Raw genomic sequence first — 21714 nt, 5'->3', positions numbered from 1 at the left:
TCGGCGACAGCTTTTTAAAAATTATTTACGCTAGTTACTTCACCCGTTTTGCCTTCGCTTCAAACATATTCATCAGCGTGCCTTTGAGGTTATCGTCGTCCACTTTGTTTAATTCAACGTTGACGTCGTACCCCTGAGCAGAGAAGTAAAGGGTAATTTTGCCATCAGCTTCTTCCACTTTCGCAGGTATTGTTTCTTTGGCATCTCCCGCCGTCATTTTCAAATCGCCTGCCAATTTACCTTCTTTACGAACAAGCTCAGTAGTAAACTTAGCGTCACCATTTGGAGTACCTACAACGACAATTTCCCACTTTCCTGCGAAGAAATCATTGCTTTTTAGTCGTTTTCCCGATGCTTCAAACGAATCAGCCAACAATCCTTTGAGGTTATCTCCGTCAACTTTATTGAGGGCTAAATTCAAATCGTACCCAGCCGCCGAGAAAAATAATACGATTTTATCCGCACTTTCTTCAATCGAGCTAATGGCAATTTTTTCGGTCGCTTGGCTAGTAATTGGCGTCAAGTCGCCCGTCAACTTCCCGTCTTTTCGCACCAAATTTCCCGTCATTTTCACGTCGCCTTGAGGAGTCTCTTTGACAAAAAACTCCCATTTGCCCACCCAATAATCGGCCTGTGCAGCACTTTCTGATACGATACCACCCACGAGTGCGAGAATCAATACGATTGCTTTTTTCATTGTATTTGAGTTTGAGTTTAAATTGATGTTACTTTCTACGTGTTGCTTTGGTGGTAAACATACCCATCATTGACCCCTTCAAATTGTCAGCGTCCACTTTTTCAAGGTTTACGTTGATATTAAAACCAGACATTTTGAAGTAAATCATGATTTTACCGTCAACTTCTTCTACTTTTTCAAGCGTTTCGGCGGGAATATCGCCCGTTTTTGGCTTAATCGTCCCCGTCAGTTTGCCATCTTTTCGTTCAAGGTTCAACAACATAACGGCGTCACCCTGCGGCGTACCAATCACGGTCGTCTCCCAGCTACCCGCATAAAAGTCGGCTGGTGCCGCTGCTTCTTTAGGTTGCTCTACCTCCACCGCTTCTATACTTGGTAGTTTAAACTCCGCTCCCGACACAACCATCAGCGTGGCGACATCGGCCTTTGGATTTTGGAATACGGCATATACATTATGTAATTTACGGTCATTGACAGGCTCAGCAATTGGAATTTTAAGCACTTTTGGGGCAAAATCCATTTTGTCTGAAGGCTCCAAAAACTCCGATTTACCAATCAATTTCCCCGTAGGCGAATCAAGGCGTAACTCAACCAATCCACCCGCCGCATTTACCTGAGGTTTAGGCGCTGACGCCAACATGATTACTTCAGACACCCCTTCTAAATCGACCTCTTTCATACCCAAATAAGCCCCTGATTTTGAAGGAATTGCTAGGTTATTTCCTCCAAACGACATCTTATTTACCTCGTTGTATTCGTCAAACGTATGTGGGTCCACTTTCGAGTTACGAAGGTAGAAGGTTTGCTCAGAGCGTAGCGCAGGTACGCCGTTTGCCCCTTGATCTTCGTACGCTGCCCGAACAATATATACTCCTTTGCTTTTATCCGACGCAGGGGCTTTGGCAAGGTAAGTACCGTTTACTGGCAATGACTTTGGTTTTTCATCGGAAATACTCAAAATATACTTCACCATTTCTGATGCATCGCCCGTAGAAAGTTGTGGGTGTCCAGCCATGGCCGTTTCTCCCCACACACCACTTCCTCCTGAGATTACTTTCTTGGTCAAGCGCTCCAATGCCGCGTTGTCACCTTTATATTTCTTGGCTACGTCACGGTAAGTAGGGCCAATTGATTTTTTATCGACACTATGGCACGCCATACAATCGCTGGCTTGGATGAGTTTTTTACCCGTCGCTACCAAGGCATTGGCATCCGCCGAACGGTGCCCCATGGCAATCATGTTTTTGTCGAAGCCTTCGGCAAGATAATCGATACTCACTGCCACATTTTCGGCTTCGATGCCTTTCCCCAACGAACCATCTTCTTTGTCATTGACTTTGATGTCGTAGTTAAACGGTTTATTGGAAACGTAAAACGACTTGTTGCTTTTGGGCATGTCGAGGCTCAACACTGGAGGCTCGTTTCCAGCCGTAATTTCCATTGACTGCGAATTCACGCCGCCTTTTCCATCATCAACCGTCAAAGTGGCTTTGTAAACGCCTGCTTTAGCAAGAGTCACGTTGGCATCCTGAGCCGTCACAATTTTACTAAACCCAGCCTTTGAGGTAATTTTCCACGTGTATTTCAACACATCACCGTCTGCATCCGACGTTCCTTTTGAAGAAAGTTTCAAGTTGAACGGCACAGCACCCCCCATTTGGTTGGCGGCCATTTCAATTTTTGGCTTCCGATTTCCACCGTTATACTCTATACGTATCAGGCGCGCGTCGTCGTTGGCCGTAAACCAACCCGAACCGTATTCAAGCATGTACAAGTCACCATTATCGGCAAACTCCATGTCCATTGGATTACTAAATTTATAACTTGGCATAAATGGCTCCATCGACGCGTAGTTTCCATCTTTATCAAAACTTACCGCCATAACCCAACCTCTCATCCACTCGTAGGCAAAAAACTTACCATCGTAGTAGCTCGGAAATGCGCGTTCAGCTTTGGCAAATCTGTCTTTGTTATATACGGGTCCAGCCATGGGATTACAACCACCCGCCCCCAACAGCGGAAACTCTTCGCTTTTGGCGTAGCTGTACCAAATCATTGCTCCTTGCGCTGGAGGCAGCTGTACTAATCCTGTGTTGTTGGGTGAGTTGTTTACTGGCTTAAATACATCCCACTTTTCACCCGATTGTTTGGTGTCAAAATTAAATTTGTTGTACGGCTGGTTGTTGCCCACAAAATGCGGCCAACCGTAGTTTCCAGCACTTGATGCCTGTCCAAACTCGCACGTACCTGCCGCCCCGCGATTGGGGTCTGGTTTAGAAGCATCAGGGCCTACGTCTCCCCAATACAACTTGCCCGTTTTTTGATCAACCGAAATACGGAATGGGTTACGGTGACCCATCGTATAAATTTCAGGGCGGGTTAGCCCCCTATCCCCCGATGGGGGAACATTTGTGGCCGACCACCCCTTAGCTCCCCCATTGGGGGCTGGGGGGCTAAAAAGGTTCCCTTCTGGAATCGTGTAAGTCCCGTCCGCTTGGGGTTTAATTCTGAGGATTTTACCTCGCAAATCGTTGGTATTGGCACTTGACTTTTGGGCATCCCAAGGGCTGCGGCCTGGACGTTCGTCGCTTGGACTGTATCCGTTTGAAGCGTGAGGGTTGGTATTATCGCCCGTCGAAAGGTACATATTACCAGCCTTGTCCCAGTCGATAGAACCACCCGTGTGGCAACATTCTTCGCGCTGAGTTTCGACTTTCAACATTTCTTTTTCCGAATCCAACAACAACTCGTCTCCTTTCATCGTAAAGCGAGAAAGCACATTGTAAGAACCTTTTGTTGACGAGTAGTACAAGTAAATCCACTGATTTTGAGCAAAATTAGGGTCTTTGCCTAACCCCAAAACGCCATCTTCCGCCACCGATTCTTTCCCTTCTCGATTGACATATTTTAAACTAACAGGAAGTTTGGCAATAGTCTTCAGCTGTTTGGTTTTGTTGTTGTACAGGCGAATTTCCCCTTTACGTTGGATAAACAACACCCTGTCTTTATCGAGGACGGTCAACTCCATTGGTTCATCCAATTTTTCTTCCAATACCACCTTGGTAAAACGGTTTTCTTCGGGGCGCACCTCTTTCACGTCCGTTACTTTAGCGGCTTTTTCCTTCGCCTCACTGGCCTTTGGGGCTTGAGCCATCAAGTGAGATGCACTAAGCAACATCACCGCCGCTTTTGCAAACACCCACTTACCCTTACTAGCTACTTGTTTCATAAATTAGTACAATAATTAAAACGTTACTGATAGGTTAAATTTTTATTGAGGTTGTTTTTTTGCGCTCCACTGCAAAGCCGTTTCAATCAACTTTACAAAATTGGTGTTCTGCCAAGCGGTTTCGTTGTGTCCCATCGAGGTGTAAAAAGTCTTGCCTTTGCCCGTTTGTTTGTACCAAGCCACGGGGTGGTCTTTGCCCATGCCAAAGTTTTTGGTGGACACAAACAGCATATTTCCGCTCGGATTGATACTTTCGCCATTGATGGTATATACGATATTGAAGCCCTTTTTGCGGGGATTTTCAAAAAATACGTACCACTCGTCCGAATTAGACCATTTGGGTACAAGTGTACTGAAGAGGCTGTCTTTGGGCGTATCAAGTAAAATATCGGCCATTTGAAACTGTGGGTCGAGAGGGTGATGCGAAAACTTCGCCCCCAACAAATGCTTTTCGTACCAATCCCAGTGGTGAGAGTCGTCACCAGCACCGTGAATCCCCATCAGGCTGCCACCGTTCTCAACGTACTGTTCCAGCACTCGTTTTTGCTCGTCATTAATGACCTCGCCCGTCGAATTGTTAAACACAACCACGCTGAATTTCGCAAGCTGTTCAGCGTTAAACACCCCTCCTTCTTCCGTTTCATACAAATACCAGTTGTTTTTCTGGGCCAAGTCAGCAATCACAGGCTTTGAAGCATCAATTGACGCTCCGTGACGAAATCCTGTCGTTTTTGAAAAAAGCAGGATGGCAGGCTTATCCGTTGGAAACGTGATTTGGGGCGCTTCGGTCTCGTAAGACACAGGAAATCCGTTTTTAACCTTGTAAATGAATATTCCCGCCACGGCGCTCAAGAGTACCACCAAGCCAACGATGACTCCCAGTACAATTTTGATGATTTTTTTCATTGAGGTAATTTTTTAGGCGAATAGAAGTACTGGTTGCGAATGTGTTAGATGTATCACACAACAAAGGTATAGAATAAAAATTTTTATTGTCTATTTTAAAGACAATAATTTTTGCATTATTTTGTCTTTGAAGAGTTATATTTTACAAGCGGTAAAATACAGTGATAAATGAAAATGAGCTTTTTATAGCCGCATATCACTCGGAAGCCTGTCAAAAGTGTAACTTTCATGCTTAGTTTGTGTATTTATCCCTAATTTGAAATTTACTAATTCCTAAAACCACGCCCCATGAAGTTATTCGACGAAGAACATTTTATTCGCCAACTATCTATCGACTGTGTTATTTTTGGTTATCAGGAGTTAGAATTAAAGGTGTTAGTTTCTAAAGTTGACCTTCCTCATGCCGTTTGGACTTTGCCTGGGGGATTTATCAAGCAAGAAGAAAGCATTGACTTGGCGGCTCAACGCATTTTGGAAGAGCGCACTGGACTCACTGATATTTACCTAGAACAATATCGGGTTTTTGGGGAACCAACCCGCATCAACCACGAAATCTTTGAGGGTTTTAATAACATGAAGGAAGAATGGCTTGATAAAGGGATTTTAGACGAAAGTAGCTTCCAATGGCTCTCCAAGCGCTTTGTTTCGATTGGCTATTACGCCTTGGTGGACATCAACAAAGTAAGCCCTCGCAGAGGAATGCTTGATGCTTCCGTGGGTTGGTACAATGTAAAAGAGTTGCCTAAGATGATTATGGACCACAACGAAATGGTCGATGCCGCGCTGGAAGCTCTCCGCCAAAACCTTGACCAAAAGCTCATTGGCTTCAATCTCTTACCCGAAACGTTCACCATGCGTGAAGTGCAAGAATTGTACGAGGCGGTGTATGACAAACCTTTTGCCCGCAACAATTTCCAAAAGAAAATGCTCGATCTTAACGTGCTCGAACGCCTCGAAAAGAAATTTACGGGAGCGCAGAATAAAGCACCGTATTTGTATCGGTTTAGGAAATAAGGCCATTCTCTACATATTACCTACCGCTTTCTTCATCATTTTCCGAATAAAATTCGTTGCAAATCGTGGATTAAGGCGATAAAGAATATCCAAAATGGTCGCATCTTTTCCGACGGTAATGCGGTAGCTGTTTTTTTCTATAGCTCGAAGGATGAGTGCTGCGGCTTTGGGGGCGGGCAAAGCCATTTTAGTTTGTGTGGCGGGGTCGCCTTTAGGTTTTCCCAAACCTGAATTTTCGGTGATGTTTGTCGCAATAGCGCCAGGATGTACGACCGTTACTTTAACGTTTGTCTCTTTGAGTTCGGCATACAATCCTTCCGTAAACAATTTCACGGCGGCTTTGGCCGCACCGTAAATGGTTTGTCCTGGAAACGGAATAAACCCACCCATACTCGAAATATTGACAATATGAGCCTCTGGGCGCGTCAGGAAATGTGGTAAAAAAGATTTGGTCAAATAAACCATCCCGTAGAAATTCACATTCATTACCCGCTGAATGTCTTCGTACGAAAGCTCATTTACAGGAATAAATTTCTGAATAATACCCGCATTATTGATGAGGCCGTCAACTGAACCAAAATGGGCAATCACGGCAGCGGGTAAAGCCTCCACTTTTTCTTTGTTGCTGATATCGAGTTGGAAGCCTTTAAAACAGTCATCGCCTACACCTGCTAATTTCTGAGTTTCGACTAAGGCATTTTCGTGAATATCAACGCCTACTACTTTTGCGTTTTTCTTTAGCAATTGCAGAGTCATTTCGCGACCCATACCACTTCCAGCACCCGTCACGACGATTATTTTGTTAGCTAACTGCATATCTTAATCCTTTATTCTCTTTGCCGTAGCGTCAAAATCCATCAATTTCCCTTTGAAGTTATTGTCATCTACTTTCTCCAAATCAATTGAGATTTCTCCTCCTTGCGAAGATTCAAAATAGATTTTCAATGTTTTATCGGTTTCTTCAATTTTAGTGATTAAACGCTTTTGGGCATTTGGCTCCCCTGCTCTGGCCAAATCTCCCGTTAGTTTTCCCTCTTTACGGACAAGATTTGTTACAAATTTAATATCACCCATGGGCGTTCCAGTCAATGCAATTTCCCATTTTCCAGCAAAAAAATCGGTGGGAGATGTCGTTTGAGAAAACCCTTTCGTAATCATTCCCAAGAAAAGTACGATAAAAAACAGACTTACTTTTTTCATTTTGTTTGCGTTTGTACGTCGCCACGGTTGTTTAGTGTATATTTTAAACAACTGTCAGACGGTAGTCAGACAGGTAAAAGTTGTGGTCTGACTACCGTCTGACCAAGGCTACATTTTCTCAAACGTGAGAAATAAAATACTGTGCGCAGGCAATGCCACTTTCCCCGCTTTTACCTTTTGCCCTTTCAAAGTAGGTACCTCGTCGTTGGCAGTTAGCTTCAATTCCTGCCCGTTAAGCTTCACTTTTTTGGTCATCAACTCATCGGCGGTTAACAAATAGTGAGTTGCACCCACTGGAATCGTCACCGCAGTTTCGTTGTCGTTGGTATTAATAACCAGTACTGACCGTCCATTTGGTTTGTTTTTTAAACTATGGACAAAAATATCCACGCCAGCTTCGGTGTTCGCTACTTCATATACGTCAGTTCCCATGAATTTTCCCCATAACAACGCCGCCCAGTAATTAGGGCGCGGATTGTGCGTATCGTGGTCGAGCAGCGCATATTCGCTGCGTGCAAGGGTATTGTGCATAACTACTTGCACTCCCTTTTTAGCCAATCGGCCTAGTTGTTCCAAATACCGAAAGGTATCCAAGTAGGTCGCCGCCCACGGATTTCCGCCACAGGCAGACTCGGCGGTTTCGGTACACCAAATGGGTGCATTGGGGATGTATTTGTCGCGGGCATTTTGGTAAAAAGCAAATCCTTTTTCTGTGCGGCTCAACCACTCAGCAGAAAGGGCATTTTCAGGCTTTTGACCTCCCATACAGCGTCTTGACACAGTGCCGTAATAATGGTACGTAAATATATCGAACGTAGGATTTGGGGTTGCCGACAGCAGTTCGTCCACCGACAAATCCAACCCCGATGGCAATATGCCTTCCCCAGTAGAACCTGGGCCAATAATTTTCATTTTGGGAGCTTCTTGGGATGCAAACGCCTTGAATGCGGCCAAATCATTGGCGAATCGTGCTCCGTTGTACCCTTTAGGTGCATCCCCGTGCGACGCATGTGAAGGTTCGTTGAACAGCTCTGCTGCTGCGATCTCCCCTCCTACTGCCCGCGTGTATGCAAGAATAGATTTTACTTGGGTTGGGTTCCAGTTGCCCTCTTTGTCGTACATTCCGTCGCTAATGGGAAAGGACGTGACCAATTTTCCATTCACACTTTTACAAAAGTCAAGGACTCCTTTCCACTGCCGACGGGTCAGTACATTTTTAAAACCCGCAGGTGGCTGAGTTAATGTCACATCATCGTTACTCTGAAAATAAACAGCGTTTGCCCACGTGCCGCTTACCCTAACATACGTTGGCCCCAAGGCCGATGCCAAGTTGCGAAGTTTCTTTTCGTATAAATTAATCGGTTCGATTTTCCATTTTAAAGCGTCAATCCCCTTTTTGTTGGTGGTTTTCCGAACAGAATCAATCAGATTGTAAGGAATCCAAAAGTCGCCACCAATCACTTCGCACATTTCTACATTAAACGACTGGTACCGTTCGTCCACTTTGCCAACCATTTTCAGGTCTTTCAAATGAAGTGAGGACTGACCGTTGACACCGAAAGTCAAACAAGTGAGAATAATCGTAAGTACGTACCACTGATTTTTTTGCATCAACGTAAGGATTTACAAGGCTACAAACTACATTTTGGGTGATTAACAGAACAAAGGTATTGAATAAATTTTCTATTGTATATTTTTTATACAATAATTTTTATTCAAAAATATATCTTTGCAGTACGATTCCCCCAAAACCTTCATTTGAGGAATAAATAGAAGATATGAAGAGCCTCAGTCAACAAAATTACATCCCACAAGTGTCCATCGATTGCGTCATTTTTGGGTATTCGGAGCAGCAGTTACAAGTATTAATCCCAAAAATCAATTTCAAGGGTGATTTTTGGGCCTTACCCAGCGGGTTTGTATTTCAGGACGAAGATATGGATAACGCCGCACAACGTATTTTACGAGAACGAACGGGCATAGAATCTATTTACTTGGAACAATTCAAGGTATTTGGTCGGGCCAATAGAAGTAGTAAAGCGTTTTTAGATAAACTGATTCAGCAAAATTTTGACAAGCTTGGCGAAAAAAGCGCAAGTCACGCCACCGAATACGATTGGTTTACCAAGCGCTTCCTGTCCGTGGGTTACTATGCTTTGGTGGACATGAATAAAGTTGTTCCACAAAAAACAGACTTGGATGAGTCAATTGAATGGTACGGTATTCATGACTTGCCACAAATGATTATGGATCACGAAGAAATTATCAATGAAGCCCTAAAAACGCTCCAAAGCCATATTGATGAAAAAATCAATGCGTTTAATCTTTTGCCCGACACCTTCACAATGAAAGAAGTGCAGGATGTTTATGAAGCCATCAGTGGAAAAAGCTTTGTTCGTACCAACTTTCAAAAAATGATTCTTTCCTTGGACGTACTCGAACGTCTCGAAAAGAAGTTTACGGGAGCTGCCAACAAAGCCCCGTATTTGTATCGGTTTAGGAAAGACTAAACGATTTATAGCCAGCGAAATGTGGTATTTTTATTATACATTTCGCTGTAAATAATTTTATAGCCAGCGAAATGTACTATTTTTGTTACACATTTCGCTGGCTATAAAACAAAAATGATGATAGGACGCACGGAAACCCTTTCCTATCACTTCGCTTTGAAATGATAATTACCGCTCTCAAGCTCAAACACCACGTCATCGCCTTCGACACGAAGGTTGGAAACTGACTTGAGGCGTATGATATCGAGGTTGTTTTCGGTGATTTTACGATTAGCTCCCTTGGGGAAATGCACCGTCGCGGTGCTTCCAACGGGTACGTCCAGCAACATTTCAAAGCCTTTGTTTTGACGCCATTCTATTCCCGCTTTTCCAAAGTTGGATTCTGTCGAATACTTGACAAAGGACAGTTCTTTCACAGGCATGGGTTGAAATAGAATGTGCTTATACCCCGTTGCTTTTTCGTCGGTTTTCATGCCCGCTAAGTGTCGATACAACCAACTTAACCCTCCCCCGTACATGGGGTGATTGTGCGAACCGTCTTCGTCCCAAAACTCACGGGTGGTGGTGCTCCCAAGCTCAATCCAATGCCCAAAACTTGGGAACGTTTTTTTGTTGAGGGCGTTGTAAGCCAAGTCGTTGAGCCCATTTTCGGCCAATACTTCAAAAAAGTAACGCGTGCCAAAAATACCCGTGTCAAGATGCCCATCGGCTTCCGCAATGTCGTTTTTTAACGATGCGACAACAGCTTGGTATTGTGCCCCTTCCAGTCCCATTTTAAGCGCAAAAATATTGGCGCCGTACTTGCCAAAAGTTCCTTTCTGAGCATCATAAAATTTTGAAATAAACACCTTTTTGGTGTTTTCGGCCACGGCTCGGTAGGTTAAAGCCTCCTGAGGTTTCCCCAAAATTTGGGCCGTTTTGGCCGTAATGTCAGCGCACAACCAATAGTAAAACGTATGCACCAGCGCATCAGGTGGGAGTTTTCCTTTCAACCCTGCCCAGTCGCCCAAATTCCACCATTGCAAGGGCTTGCCGTCGTTGCCCGTCCGTTGCGAAAACATGATTCCTTCGTCGTTGACCCACGTTTTCATGTACTTCATGTAGCCCGTCATCCCTTCGTAATTTTCCTTCAATAGCTCGACATCGCCGTAGTGTTGGTAAAACTCCCAAGGAATCACGTGGATGGCCGCGCCCCACGCCACGCCTCCTCCGCATCCAGGTTGCCAAGGGGCGCCGTTGGGAATATAGCCCGTGGCGGGGATTTGTGCCGAAAGCATGTCATTGAGCCATTTTTTGTAAAAAGCACGGGCGTCAAAATTGTGCATAACGGTGTGACATGCTACTTGCGCATCGCCTGTATAGGGAGAACGCTCACGGTGGGGACAATCGGAGGCGATACCACCGTGCATATTGTCCATTTGACTACGCCGCCAAATGTGATTAATTTGATTGAAGAGCGTATTGGAGGTTTCAAAAACGGCGTTTTCCTTCACGTCTGTGTTGACAGCCTCGGCTTGGATGTTTTCAGGTTTAAGTTCGCAGTACCAATTGCTGATTTCGACGCCGCTAAATACAAACCAATTGAACCGAGGAGCGTAGGTTTGGGATTTTTGACCGTTGAAAATGAAGGTATTCTCTCCCGAATATACGTTGGCATTGAAGGTCATTTTGATGGAATGACCCGCAGGCGCTGATACATTTTTGAGCCGTACCCAGCCCGATATCTCTTCGGCAAAATTTACCTTGTAATTTCCGTTCGGCAGTTTTTGAACCGAAATGGGCTGTAATACCTTGGTAATCTTATCGGTAGGCGACGTATGCGCCACCAAGCGACCATGAGGAGTACGGCGTTTGATGGCCGATGCCCAGCGCGAGTCATCGAAGGTGGGCTGGCACCAATCGGGCTGCTCCTCGCGCGAATCGTATATTTCCCCGTCAAATACCAAATCAGATTGAATGGCCGATTTGGCTGCTTTCCACGAAGTATCCGACACAATCACCTCTTCGCTCCCATCTTGGTAGGTCAGGTGCAGCTGCGCAATAAATCGGGGCGAGCCGTACGAGGCGGTCCAAAATTTAGGTGCATTGTAAAACCCATTGCCAAGAATCGCCCCAATGGCGTTTTTCCCCTGTTTTAAAAGATGGGTCAAATCGTAAGCTAGGTACATCACTTGGTAATCGCGAAACTCGTCGGGCAGTGAAATGTAGGCTTTCGGTAACGACGGGCGTTTGTCGTAATTGGTTTGGTTAGGAACCAATAAATCATTAGATACTTTTTGCCCATTGGCATACATCTCAAAATAACCCAAGCCTGTCGTATAAACTACGGCTTGTTTGACTTTCTTATTAATTATCAAGCTTTTACGCAACAAAGGTGCGGGTGGTGGCAGCAGCTTGGTGCGTTCGTTGGGGCCACCTGGAGGCTTGGGAAGTGCCTCTTCCCCTTGCCAAGGGGCGCCTATCCACTCGGCTTTCCAGTCGGTGGGGTTCAACAACCCCATGCGCCACTGCCCTACCGAACTCCAAGCCGAAGGCTTTCCGTTTTTGTCCCATACCCGTACTTGCCAAAAACAATTGTCACGCGATGCGAGCGCTTTTCCTTCATAACGTACTCGATTGGAAACCTCGCTGTTCGTTTTTCCACTGTCCCAAAAATCAGGTTTTTCGAGCGCGGCAGGACTAGAGGCTACCCGAATTTGGTAGGCCGTTTGTTTTTGGCCTCTTTCGTTTTTTTGGGCAAGATTTACCCACGACAACCTCGGCTGTTTTTCATCCACCACCGTCGGATTGTCCATGTATTCGCAGGTTAGTTTTGAGACGCTCAACTGCGCAATTGCTTGATAATGAAGCAAAATAAGCGCCAACAAGCAAGATTTTTGGGCAAACTTCATGGTTTCAGGGTTTCTTTTAGAAAGCTCAGGATTCGTGAACGAATTTCGGGGGCGTCGAACATCACGCCAAAATGTGGGGCGTCTTTGACAATGATTAAATCGCTTTGAACACCGACCGATTTCAACCAACCGTTCAGCAGTTTTGATTGCCGATTGGGCACACTTTCGTCTTTTTCACCGTGAATGATTAAAAACGGTGGATCATTTTTGTCAACATACGTAACTGGACTGGCAATTTTCGCCAAATCAGGACGGTCAATGGGCGCTGCACCTAACAAAATGCCTTCGTTGGCTTTGGGATTTTCACTCGAATTTAGGGAAGCTAATTCTGAAGGACCATAAAAATCAACAACTGCTTTAAACGTAAACGATTTAGAGGTATTTGGCATAAAAAACGATTCCACTTTATTGTTTTTAGACAAGGCCATCAACGAAGCCAAATGCCCCCCCGCCGAAAAGCCCATCAAAGCGATACGATTTTTGTCGTACCCATATTGGGCGGCATTGTCGTACAAAAATGAAATGGCACGGTTGCAGTCCTGAATAAGTGCAGGAAAAACAGCTTGCGAAGCAAAACGATAATCGATGGACGCCAACGCAAATCCGCTGTTTAGAAGCTCCGAAATGGTAGCTTTCATATAACCCATATCAGCATACTTGTCGTTGACCAACCATCCACCGCCATGAACCCAAACCACCAACGGCATTTTACTTTTAGGGTTTGGGGGCAAATAAATGTCCAGCAGGTGTTTAGACAAAGTATCGTTGTTGTAGGGGATATTTCCGTGCAAAACTGTACCCTGAGGAAAGAATTTTATCATCGGGTTGGGTTTCTGGCCAAAGGCAAGACCCGTTTGAATCAGTAATAAAAAGCAAAAGATAACGCGTGACAAGTTCATATTCAGGTAGGTTTGGCAAAGTTTTTCCAATATAAAAGGCGGGTTGCTCCGCCTCTTACTTTTCGTTCATTGTTTCTATTATTTCACTTGCAAGACCTTCACATCCCCGATTAAACCTGAGGGAACCAAAGGTGAATCTTTTCGGTAAAACGGCATGGTCGTGAAGGTCGTTTTTTGCTTTACATCGGGCTGCGCATCCCCCACAAGGCGGTTGACCCAGTTATTGGTAACATTGATTTGAAGGGTATTATCGCCTTCTTTCACCGCCGAGGTAATGTCGATTTTATACGGTTTTTTCCAAACGGTTCCTACGTTTTTACCGTTCACAATGACCTCCGCGATGTTTTTAACCTCACCCAAATCAAGGATAACAGCCCCCTTGCCCGCATCGGCGGACCGCCCAATGGGGGTATTTATTTGAAAATTATTGTTGTACGTGGCCGTACCTGAAAAATATTTAATGTCAGCATCTGTGCTTTCGCTCCATGATGCCAATTTATCCATTGTTACGTTTTTACCCGCAATGCTCACTTTCCATGCTCCTACCATTTGGCTCAGGGGCATTTCTTTGGTAGCAGACTTGGTATAGCTATTTGCCGTGGCTTTATCCTCGAAAACAATAAAAAACGCATCCCACGATTCAAGTTTCAAAGGAACAATCGTGCGTCCATCCTTTATTTGGTAACTCACTTTTTCGACTTTGCCCGTTTGTGGGTTCCATATTTCTGGTACTTTGCCCGTGACGCGGAAACTTACTTCGGCATTGGCAGGCTTGTCGCTACGGTTATTTAACCAGTAAATATCAGCCCCCTGCCCCGCGCGGCGGTCCGACCCAATGGGGGAAATTTCTCGATGGCGGAAAAGGATTTTGTTGGACGTTTTGGAAATAATTACGTCTGGCGTTGTGGGGACGGTGACGGTGGTAGTAACCGACGGCCATATTTCATTCACAATCGACTGAAATTCCGTTTCATTATCGGCCAAACTTGGCGATTTTAGCGGTTTTTCTCCTACTACTTTTACCCCTGCTTTGACCAAATCACGAATTTTTTTCAAAACAGGCAAGGTCATCAGCTTCGCCGATTCATCCAATACCAACACGCTGTACGTATTGCCACTTTGCGCAACGAGTTTACCATTTTGCGCCTTAATGGCATTTAATAGTGCGAAAGAATTGACGTAATCAAATTCATAACCCGCTGGAATTGAGGGCAATTTTTCACGACTAACCCACGTCACGTTGTTGTTTTCACCGTAATAGTACAAAATATCCGCGACGTTACGGCCTTGTTGAAGCAAATAACAACTACGCCCCAGATACGACATCCATGCTTTGCCTCCCGCTTCCGCCCACGTCTCTTGTCGGGTAAAATATTGTCCAAAAGGTCCAAGTGAAAATCCTGGTTTTTTGTCATCAAGTGGTTGGTGCACGGAAGTGTGAATCACAAAACGGTTTAAGCCCGACGCCATTTCTAAATCAGCAGTACGTTTCAATTTTTCAGGATATTCTTGAAAAGGTTTTCCCACCGACGTCATTGATTCCGCTGCCACGATGGGTTTTCCATAAATATTGGCTACTGAAGCCGATTCACGAATATCCGCCTCGCTCCGCACCTCCTCATCGTTTCCTCCTGCCAAACTCCCTGGCGTCCACATAGCCGACATTGGGATGTCAGAATTGCGTTTTACATCCATGCCGTCGGCCAAATAAATCCGTCCTCCCTCGTGGGATTCGGTATAACGTTTCATACCGCGTTTCTTCAACTCTTCTCCAATCACGTCGTAGTGGTTTTCGGCAATCATTTCGCCAATCGTTTTACGAAAATCCCACAAAAACTTCTCACTTGCTTCCAACGATGTCACGATTCTGCCCGTCAACACAGGTACCCACCGACGAAGGTCATACCCACGACGTTTTTTGAACTCCTCAGGAAAACCTTTGGTCCAATTCATGTGTCCCGCTTCGTAGCTATCCAACACCATGTAATTTAGCCCTTTAGCTCCCATCAAGCCTCCCGTGGCGTCTTTGTACATATCCAGATAGGTATTGATATAACGACGAACGGCCTCTTTATCCAACTTATCTACCTCTAAACCAGTTGCTTCGGGAGAAGCTGGGTGATTTTGACGACCCGTAAGGGAATAACCAAGACGAATCAGCTCCCAACCCCCAATGGGGGCTTCCCAATTGAGTGTACCATCAGGGAGCATTTTATCGGTTATATCAATAATATCATTGGGGTAAATGACATCGGTACTTATTCCCCCATTGGGGGTTAGGGGGCTGCTTTCTTTCCAAGGCGTAAAACCCGCTTTGTCCTCTAACTGATCAATACGGCTGCTGCTGTGCAACACAAACTCGGCCACGTGAACCCCTTCAGGCTTAGGCTCTTCGGCAGGGCGACCTGCCATAGCAGCAAACATATTGGGAGCAGGCGCAAGGGTTTTCCAACACATCCGCCAATATTTCGCCGTGGTCGAAGGAATGGCTACGGTATTGTAAGGAACCGTACTTCCTGACACTTTGGCAATTTCACGAAAATTCACGCCGTCGTCGCTTACTTTCAACGTTCGGTTTTCAGGATTTCCCCGAAACTCCGACAATGCACCCTCGTTGGCGCCTGCCAAGGAAAATGCTTTAAACGTTTGCGGGGTTTCAAATTCGTACTGAAGCCACATCTCTTGCCCCACCGCCATGGGAGGCAATAACGTAGCCTTATTTAAATCGGTATCTGTCAACTCTTTCAGCGCAAAACTTCCTCCACTCGAACTTACTTTGGGAGCTAATTCCGTTAACGTTTTTTCCGAACTGGGCAGTCGGTACGCAATCACCAACGCATCTTGATAAAAATTAGGTTTTTCACCCACAAAGCCCCCCGTCAGCCCCCCTGCTCCAATCTCCACATTTTGATATTTCCCCGTCACATCCGACGGACGCGGTAATTTCCCCGAAAAAGGTTTTCCACCCTCAATCCGAGTTTCGGTCCAAACGTATTTTTTCATGGCATCTTCGGGCTTTACCCAAGGACCGCCCGTTACGCTCCAGCCTGGCGAACCCGCAATGGCCATTTCAAGCCCTTTTTGGTCAGCAAACTGAGTGGTAAACTTAAAGGCATCTTTCCAGTCGGGCGTCATAAAAACAAGTTTCTTTGGCACCACAACGGGCGTAAATAAGTTGGCATCGAAATTTTGAAAACCACCGATACCCACACGCTCCATCCATTCCAAATCTTTTTGAATTCCTTCTTTAGATATATTTCCGTTCATCCAATGCCACCAAACGCGAGGTTTAGCAGAGTTTGGTGGGGTCTGAAACTGGGTCTTGTCTTGGGCATAACTTCCTACACTCGACGCGAGTAGCAAGACTAAAACAGATTGAATTTTAGTTTTCATTCTCATTCAATTAGAGTTGTTGGTAAAAAAGGGGGCACAGTAGCTGCCTACCTCAACGGGGTATGGCTAACGTTTTATAATAATAGTCAACCATTTGTTTCAACGATGCAAGATTATTGGGCTTTTCTTTCGTATCTCGTTCAAACATCACATAGCCTTTATAACGTTGTTGTTTTAGCTCATCAAAAACCGCTGGGAAATCCACCACACCTGTGCCCACGGGTACGTCTTGGAGTTTGTTGTTGTTGTATTCCGCGATATCTTTGAGGTGAATCCCAATGATTTTTCCGTGCAATTTCTTTAAGGCCAACACAGGATTTATTCCCGATTTGGGATAGTGCCCAAGGTCGGGGCAAGCCCCAAAATTGGGATGACCTTTCAAGGCCACCAATACCGAATCGGGATGCCAATAAATACTGTTTCCATTCCAGTGGTTGTGCAAAGCCACTTTTATCCCATAGACTCCCGCCAAACTATCCACGCTATCCCACAGATTTCGAGGCGGCTCTCCCGTCACGTATTTTACCCCAAAGGCTTTTGCGATATCGAAGTCTCGTTTCCAATCGGCTACCGTTTTTCCTCCTACGATATAAATGGATTCCATTTTAAGCCCCTGGTCGGCTATTCTTTTCTTTAATGTCTGAATTCCTGCAGGAGAAAGCTTAAACAACACACTATCTTTTAACTCTTTACCCGCTTTTGCAAAAACAAACCCTTCGACATATTTCAAAGAGGCACTGTCTGCATACGCCAACTGCTCAGGAAACGACATGGTACTAAAGGTATAGAGCGCCACACCCAGTTTCCAATCGACTGAAGCCGCTTTTCCTCGTTTGCTTTGAGCAAATGACATTAATGAAAAACAATACATCAGAAGTATTGTCAATTTTACAACGTTACGGGTCGGTAATTGAGACATCTCTTTCATTTCAGTGTATATTCATTGGTTATCGCCATGTTTAAATCAAGGAAGCCCACTTATTTGGTTATTTTTTGATAATCTATTTCTAAGAAATCGTCCACAGATTTTAGCCAGTAATTCTGCACAAAAGCCTCGTGTTCTGGATGATTTGTATAAAAATCATATTGTTCTTGAGTCTCAAACTCCATCGAAATCCCGTACTCAAAGTTATTTTTGGGGCTTATCTGTTTTAGCACCTCAAACTTTTGAACATTTGGGAGCGTAGCGAGGGAATCAACCGCCTTGAAAAACGCCTGTTTCTCGTAGCTGGTCAGCGAGGGTTTTAATTTCAGAATTACGGAATGTCGAAGCATAATTGTAGGCAAGCACTAATGATATTTTGGGTAAAAGAAGCATTTCTACTTTTATAAGTACAAAAAAATACTTCTTTTATACAGAAATCATCCTGTACTTACCTGATATTGTCTTTTTTTTAGACAATAAAAATTTAGGTTAATTTTTACTTCAGTTTCGTTGAAAAAGCAAGCCCTACTAATGCCAAACTTGCCGCAATCCACAGGAAAGCAGAGGGGTCAACAGCGTCAGAAAGTAAACCCGCCAAAGCAGGAACGAGGACGCCCCCCACAATTTCGGCAATGCCAGTTATCAACCCGATGGCTTTGGCTTTGAGATGTTCGGGGACTGCCTCAGAAGGAACGACAGCCGCAACCAATGGAATGAGCCCCATCATAAAATAGGTGAGAAACATAACGGGCAAATGCGCCCCCGAACCAGCTAAAAAATAGACGGCAAAAGGGTAACAAGCACCTACTCCACAAAAAAATAGAATCACTTTTTTTCGCCCTATTTTATCCGAGAGACCAGGTACAAGAATGGAAGAAAACAAACCTGAAACCCCTAACAACCCCATCGTTTTCCCCATTTCGTCGGCACTCATGCCTTGGGCATTGACGAAATAATTGGAAATAAAAGGTAGCGTAGCAAACCACCAACCAAACACACAGCAGGCCACAGGAATGCCCCATTTAACGTTGTTGTATTGTAGTAACTCAGAAAGATTGAGCGTGGACGTTTCTTTGATTTGTGTGCTTGCTGCGGTTGATTTTTTGACATACACCCATGCAATCAGCCCCAAAAGTAACCCTGGCGCCCCTGCAATGTAAAAAGCATTGCGCCATCCCACGTTTTCGGCAATTTGAACTAAAACCACGGGCGCTAAAATAGACCCAAACAGTGCCGAACCCATTCCTTGTAAAATTCCTGCATTCACCCCGAGGCGGTGCGGTGAAGACTCGCGCTCAACAAAATTTTGGGCCAATGGAATAACGGGGCCTTCAGCCAAACCCATGAGTAGCCGAGCCAAAAGCAAGGTTACGAACGAAGTGGCCAAACCTGAACCAAACGAGCAAATCGAAAATACAAAAACGGCAATGACAAAAACGACCTTCTTTTTGTTGTTGGTTTCGGCCCAAGCGGTAGAGAAAAAACTCGAAAAAGCCCATGCCAACGACAATGCCCCCGCCAAAAGGCCGATTTGGGTGTTGTTGAGTTGAAGATCTTTGGCAACATAGGGCATTAAAAAATTAAGCGCGAGGCGGTCAAAGAAAAGGCAACCGAAGGTCAGCGCCATTACTAAGACGATGCCGTTTTCGTAGGTAAATAATCCTTTTTTGGACGTCGTGGAAATACCTTGTTCAGTTGGAGTGTTCATCGAGAATAGGTTTTAGGGTGATTTCGGGTATAAAAAAACCTCACAGGAACAGGAGCCTATGAGGTAGGGCGGCCAAGTTCATCGCAGTGATTTGTTTAGCCTTATTTATCATTTAAACAACAGCGGGGCAAAGTCTTTTAGATTTTGGCGCCAAGCCAAAAAAGTATGTGCTCCCCCGCCGTTTTCGTAGGTATATTTGATGCCAAACTCATCGAACATTTTCATCATGTTCAAATTATTTTGGTACGCGATGTCGGCTTCACCTCCCATGTAAATCTTAAAGTTTTTAAAAGAATTAATGGTTTTATTGCGCATCACATCACTGTATTTTTCTTTGATTTCGGCAATGGCATTGGGAAAATAGCCCGTACTCATTGGAAACACTTGCGAAAACAAATCGGGATGCCAAAGTGCTAAATTGATGGCCTGAATGCCTCCCATCGAAAGTCCCGCAATGGCACGGTGTTCGCGTTTGTTGGAAACGGGGTACGTTTTTTCCACAAAAGGAATCACATCTTGAATCATGTCACGGCAGAAAGGATCTTGCTGCGCACCTGCCCCCATAAAAAAGCCTTGGATGTGCGTATGTCCTGCGGGCATCACCACAATCATTGGCTTGAGTTTTCCTTGGGCGTAGAGGTTGTCCAAAATCAAATTGGCCCGCCCAATCGTCGTCCAAGAAGCATCATTGTCTCCCCCACCGTGAAATAAATACAACACGGGCAGTTTTTCTTTCTTGCTAATTTCGTCGTAGTTGGGGGGTAAATACACGTGCAATCGCCGCGAAGCCCCATCTAAAGCCGTTGATTTATAGAGTACTTTTTCAACTTTTCCGTGCGGTACGTCCTTGAGCGTTTGGAAATCATTTTCAGCCCCCTTTACTTCAAAAAGGTTTGAAAAACCACTGTTTGATTCTTTGTACTGGGCATTTTTGGGGTCAAATACCTTCAGTCCATCCACGTTAAAATCGTACGTATAGACATTAGGAGACACGCTAGTTGCCGTCGTAAACGACCACACTCCTACTTCGTCTTTTTGCAGCTTAGCAGCAGGAAAGCCATTTGGAAAATCGCCCGAAACCGTTACTTCCGAAGCTTTAGGGGCATAAATACTGAACTTTACTTTACCATCATTCAATTGCCTAACGGATTTTAAAGTATCATTAGGGGTTGGCGTTCGCTGCGGAAATTGAGCAAAAACAGAAGTGGTAACTACGAGAGTGACAAAGGCAAACGTTATTTTTTTCATTGCTTTTTATGAAAGTTAAACTTTGGTATTTTTTCAATATATTTTTACACAAAGCTAATTTAACATGGGCAAGAAAAATGGGCAAAAAAAGAGGAAGTTTATGCAAAATCAATCAGTTGCGCGCGATTAGGACACTACCTTATTTCTTAAAATACCAATCCCTTCAATTTCCAGCTCAACCACATCGCCAGGTTCGAGGGAGCGATGAACGCTAAAATTGTTCTCAATCAAACTACCCCAACCCAACGTTCCTGAGCCAAGAATATCGCCTGGCATGAGGGTGACGTTGTTTTCGGAAGCCCGCTCAATCATTTGCTCGAAATTATAGTACGATGTTTTGTAGTTTCCTTCGCAAACCGTCTGACCGTTGATACGAGACGTCATTTTCAGGTTCAGTCTATCACCCGCTACTTTTGGTACGCTGATGGGTTCTTGAAAAACCGTGGGATCAAACGGAACGCGGTATTGCTCCATTTCATCGGCTGTGACGATGTAAGGGCCAATGGCATTGGCAAAATCTTTGCCTTTGTGCGGCCCCAACGGAATTTCCATTTCAACTTTTTGAATCGCACGGGCTGTCCAGTCGTTAAAAATGGTATATCCAAAAATATACGGACGAGCATCGGCGGCTTTAATATCTTTCCCTTTTTTGCCGATGATACAAGCTAATTCTAACTCAATATCGAGCTTCGTCTCCTTGGTTGGACGTTTGATTTCGGCCTCAGGGCCATAAATGGCTTGGTGATTGGTAAAATAAAAAATGGGCATATCGTACCAAGCAGGGCCAATTTTATGTCCGAATGAACGAGAGGCGTTCTGCATGTGCATCTCAAAACCGATGTAATCACGGAAACTACGTGGATTGGGCAACGGTGCTAGAAGTTTTACTTCTGCCAAAGTGTAGTGTGGCTCAACTTCGCCCAAAGTTTTGATAATGTCAAAATAGGTTTCGTGATTATCAATAAAAGTGAGCATATCCGTCGGCAATTTTTCACTGGCCAAACGCATATCAACTACGCTTTCGCCTACCAACCAACCGATGCGACTTTCTTGATTTTTATCTAAAAATGTTACGAGTTTCATTTTGATTTTTG

Annotated in this window: 16 protein-coding genes; 2 read left to right on the top strand and 14 right to left on the bottom strand. The window is 44.7% G+C overall.

What is annotated here, in order from left to right:
• Nucleotides 1-34: 34 nt before the first annotated feature.
• The 3 genes from DTQ70_RS30970 to DTQ70_RS06335 are packed head-to-tail and all read right to left on the bottom strand — an operon-like array spanning nucleotide 35 to nucleotide 4832.
• Nucleotides 35-697, bottom strand: a complete 663-nt coding sequence (locus DTQ70_RS30970; protein WP_206019643.1) for a hypothetical protein — start codon at nucleotides 695-697, stop codon at nucleotides 35-37.
• Nucleotides 698-725: 28 nt separating this feature from the next.
• Nucleotides 726-3926 (bottom strand): PQQ-dependent sugar dehydrogenase, encoded by a 3201-nt coding sequence (locus DTQ70_RS06340; protein ID WP_229600087.1) that lies wholly within the window; start codon nucleotides 3924-3926, stop codon nucleotides 726-728.
• Between the two features lie 42 nt (nucleotides 3927-3968).
• Nucleotides 3969-4832: a ThuA domain-containing protein gene (locus DTQ70_RS06335; protein WP_122930032.1), complete on the bottom strand. Its 864-nt coding sequence runs from the start codon at nucleotides 4830-4832 to the stop codon at nucleotides 3969-3971.
• A 288-nt stretch (nucleotides 4833-5120) separates the two neighbouring features.
• Between DTQ70_RS06335 and DTQ70_RS06330 the strand changes: the two genes are divergently transcribed.
• Nucleotides 5121-5846, top strand: coding sequence for an NrtR DNA-binding winged helix domain-containing protein (locus tag DTQ70_RS06330; protein ID WP_122930031.1), 726 nt, complete (start codon nucleotides 5121-5123; stop codon nucleotides 5844-5846).
• A gap of 9 nt (nucleotides 5847-5855) precedes the next feature.
• Here the strand turns inward: DTQ70_RS06330 and DTQ70_RS06325 are convergent, their stop codons facing one another.
• The 3 genes from DTQ70_RS06325 to DTQ70_RS06315 form a co-directional block, all read right to left on the bottom strand.
• The gene (locus DTQ70_RS06325) at nucleotides 5856-6662 is read right to left on the bottom strand and encodes an SDR family oxidoreductase (RefSeq protein ID WP_122930030.1); all 807 of its coding nucleotides are present in this window, start codon (nucleotides 6660-6662) and stop codon (nucleotides 5856-5858) included.
• A 3-nt stretch (nucleotides 6663-6665) separates the two neighbouring features.
• Complete coding sequence (locus tag DTQ70_RS06320; protein ID WP_122934290.1) at nucleotides 6666-7046, bottom strand: hypothetical protein; 381 nt, start codon at nucleotides 7044-7046, stop codon at nucleotides 6666-6668.
• Nucleotides 7047-7154: 108 nt separating this feature from the next.
• The gene (locus DTQ70_RS06315; RefSeq protein WP_122930029.1) at nucleotides 7155-8657 is read right to left on the bottom strand and encodes a hypothetical protein; all 1503 of its coding nucleotides are present in this window, start codon (nucleotides 8655-8657) and stop codon (nucleotides 7155-7157) included.
• Nucleotides 8658-8824: 167 nt separating this feature from the next.
• Between DTQ70_RS06315 and DTQ70_RS06310 the strand changes: the two genes are divergently transcribed.
• Complete coding sequence (locus tag DTQ70_RS06310) at nucleotides 8825-9556, top strand: NrtR DNA-binding winged helix domain-containing protein (RefSeq protein WP_122930028.1); 732 nt, start codon at nucleotides 8825-8827, stop codon at nucleotides 9554-9556.
• A 146-nt stretch (nucleotides 9557-9702) separates the two neighbouring features.
• Here DTQ70_RS06310 and DTQ70_RS06305 read toward each other — a convergent pair whose 3' ends face one another.
• The 8 genes from DTQ70_RS06305 to DTQ70_RS06270 all read right to left on the bottom strand — a co-directional run bounded on the left by DTQ70_RS06305 (nucleotide 9703) and on the right by DTQ70_RS06270 (nucleotide 21703).
• Nucleotides 9703-12447, bottom strand: coding sequence for a family 78 glycoside hydrolase catalytic domain (locus DTQ70_RS06305; RefSeq protein ID WP_122930027.1), 2745 nt, complete (start codon nucleotides 12445-12447; stop codon nucleotides 9703-9705).
• A complete protein-coding gene (locus DTQ70_RS06300; protein WP_122930026.1) occupies nucleotides 12444-13346 on the bottom strand; it encodes an alpha/beta hydrolase in 903 nt (300 codons plus the stop codon). Before DTQ70_RS06300 ends, DTQ70_RS06305 begins: the two co-directional genes overlap by 4 nt.
• A 78-nt stretch (nucleotides 13347-13424) precedes the next feature.
• Complete coding sequence (locus tag DTQ70_RS06295) at nucleotides 13425-16745, bottom strand: glycosyl hydrolase (RefSeq protein WP_122930025.1); 3321 nt, start codon at nucleotides 16743-16745, stop codon at nucleotides 13425-13427.
• Between the two features lie 46 nt (nucleotides 16746-16791).
• Complete coding sequence (locus DTQ70_RS06290) at nucleotides 16792-17592, bottom strand: sugar phosphate isomerase/epimerase (protein ID WP_229600086.1); 801 nt, start codon at nucleotides 17590-17592, stop codon at nucleotides 16792-16794.
• 125 nt (nucleotides 17593-17717) lie between these two features.
• Nucleotides 17718-18014, bottom strand: coding sequence for a Dabb family protein (locus tag DTQ70_RS06285; protein ID WP_122930023.1), 297 nt, complete (start codon nucleotides 18012-18014; stop codon nucleotides 17718-17720).
• Between the two features lie 146 nt (nucleotides 18015-18160).
• Nucleotides 18161-19372, bottom strand: coding sequence for an MFS transporter (locus DTQ70_RS06280; RefSeq protein ID WP_122930022.1), 1212 nt, complete (start codon nucleotides 19370-19372; stop codon nucleotides 18161-18163).
• Nucleotides 19373-19480: 108 nt separating this feature from the next.
• Nucleotides 19481-20620 carry an esterase gene (locus DTQ70_RS06275; protein ID WP_122930021.1) on the bottom strand — a complete coding sequence of 380 codons (1140 nt, stop codon included), beginning with the start codon at nucleotides 20618-20620 and terminating at the stop codon, nucleotides 19481-19483.
• Between the two features lie 126 nt (nucleotides 20621-20746).
• Nucleotides 20747-21703, bottom strand: coding sequence for a fumarylacetoacetate hydrolase family protein (locus DTQ70_RS06270; RefSeq protein ID WP_122930020.1), 957 nt, complete (start codon nucleotides 21701-21703; stop codon nucleotides 20747-20749).
• Nucleotides 21704-21714 lie beyond the last annotated feature (11 nt).

The sequence above is a fragment of the Runella sp. SP2 genome, assembly GCF_003711225.1.
In the GTDB taxonomy this organism is placed as follows: Bacteria; Bacteroidota; Bacteroidia; order Cytophagales; family Spirosomataceae; genus Runella.
The sequence above is the reverse complement of the archived record's forward strand: the minus strand, read 5'-3'. Positions and strand labels throughout refer to the sequence as shown.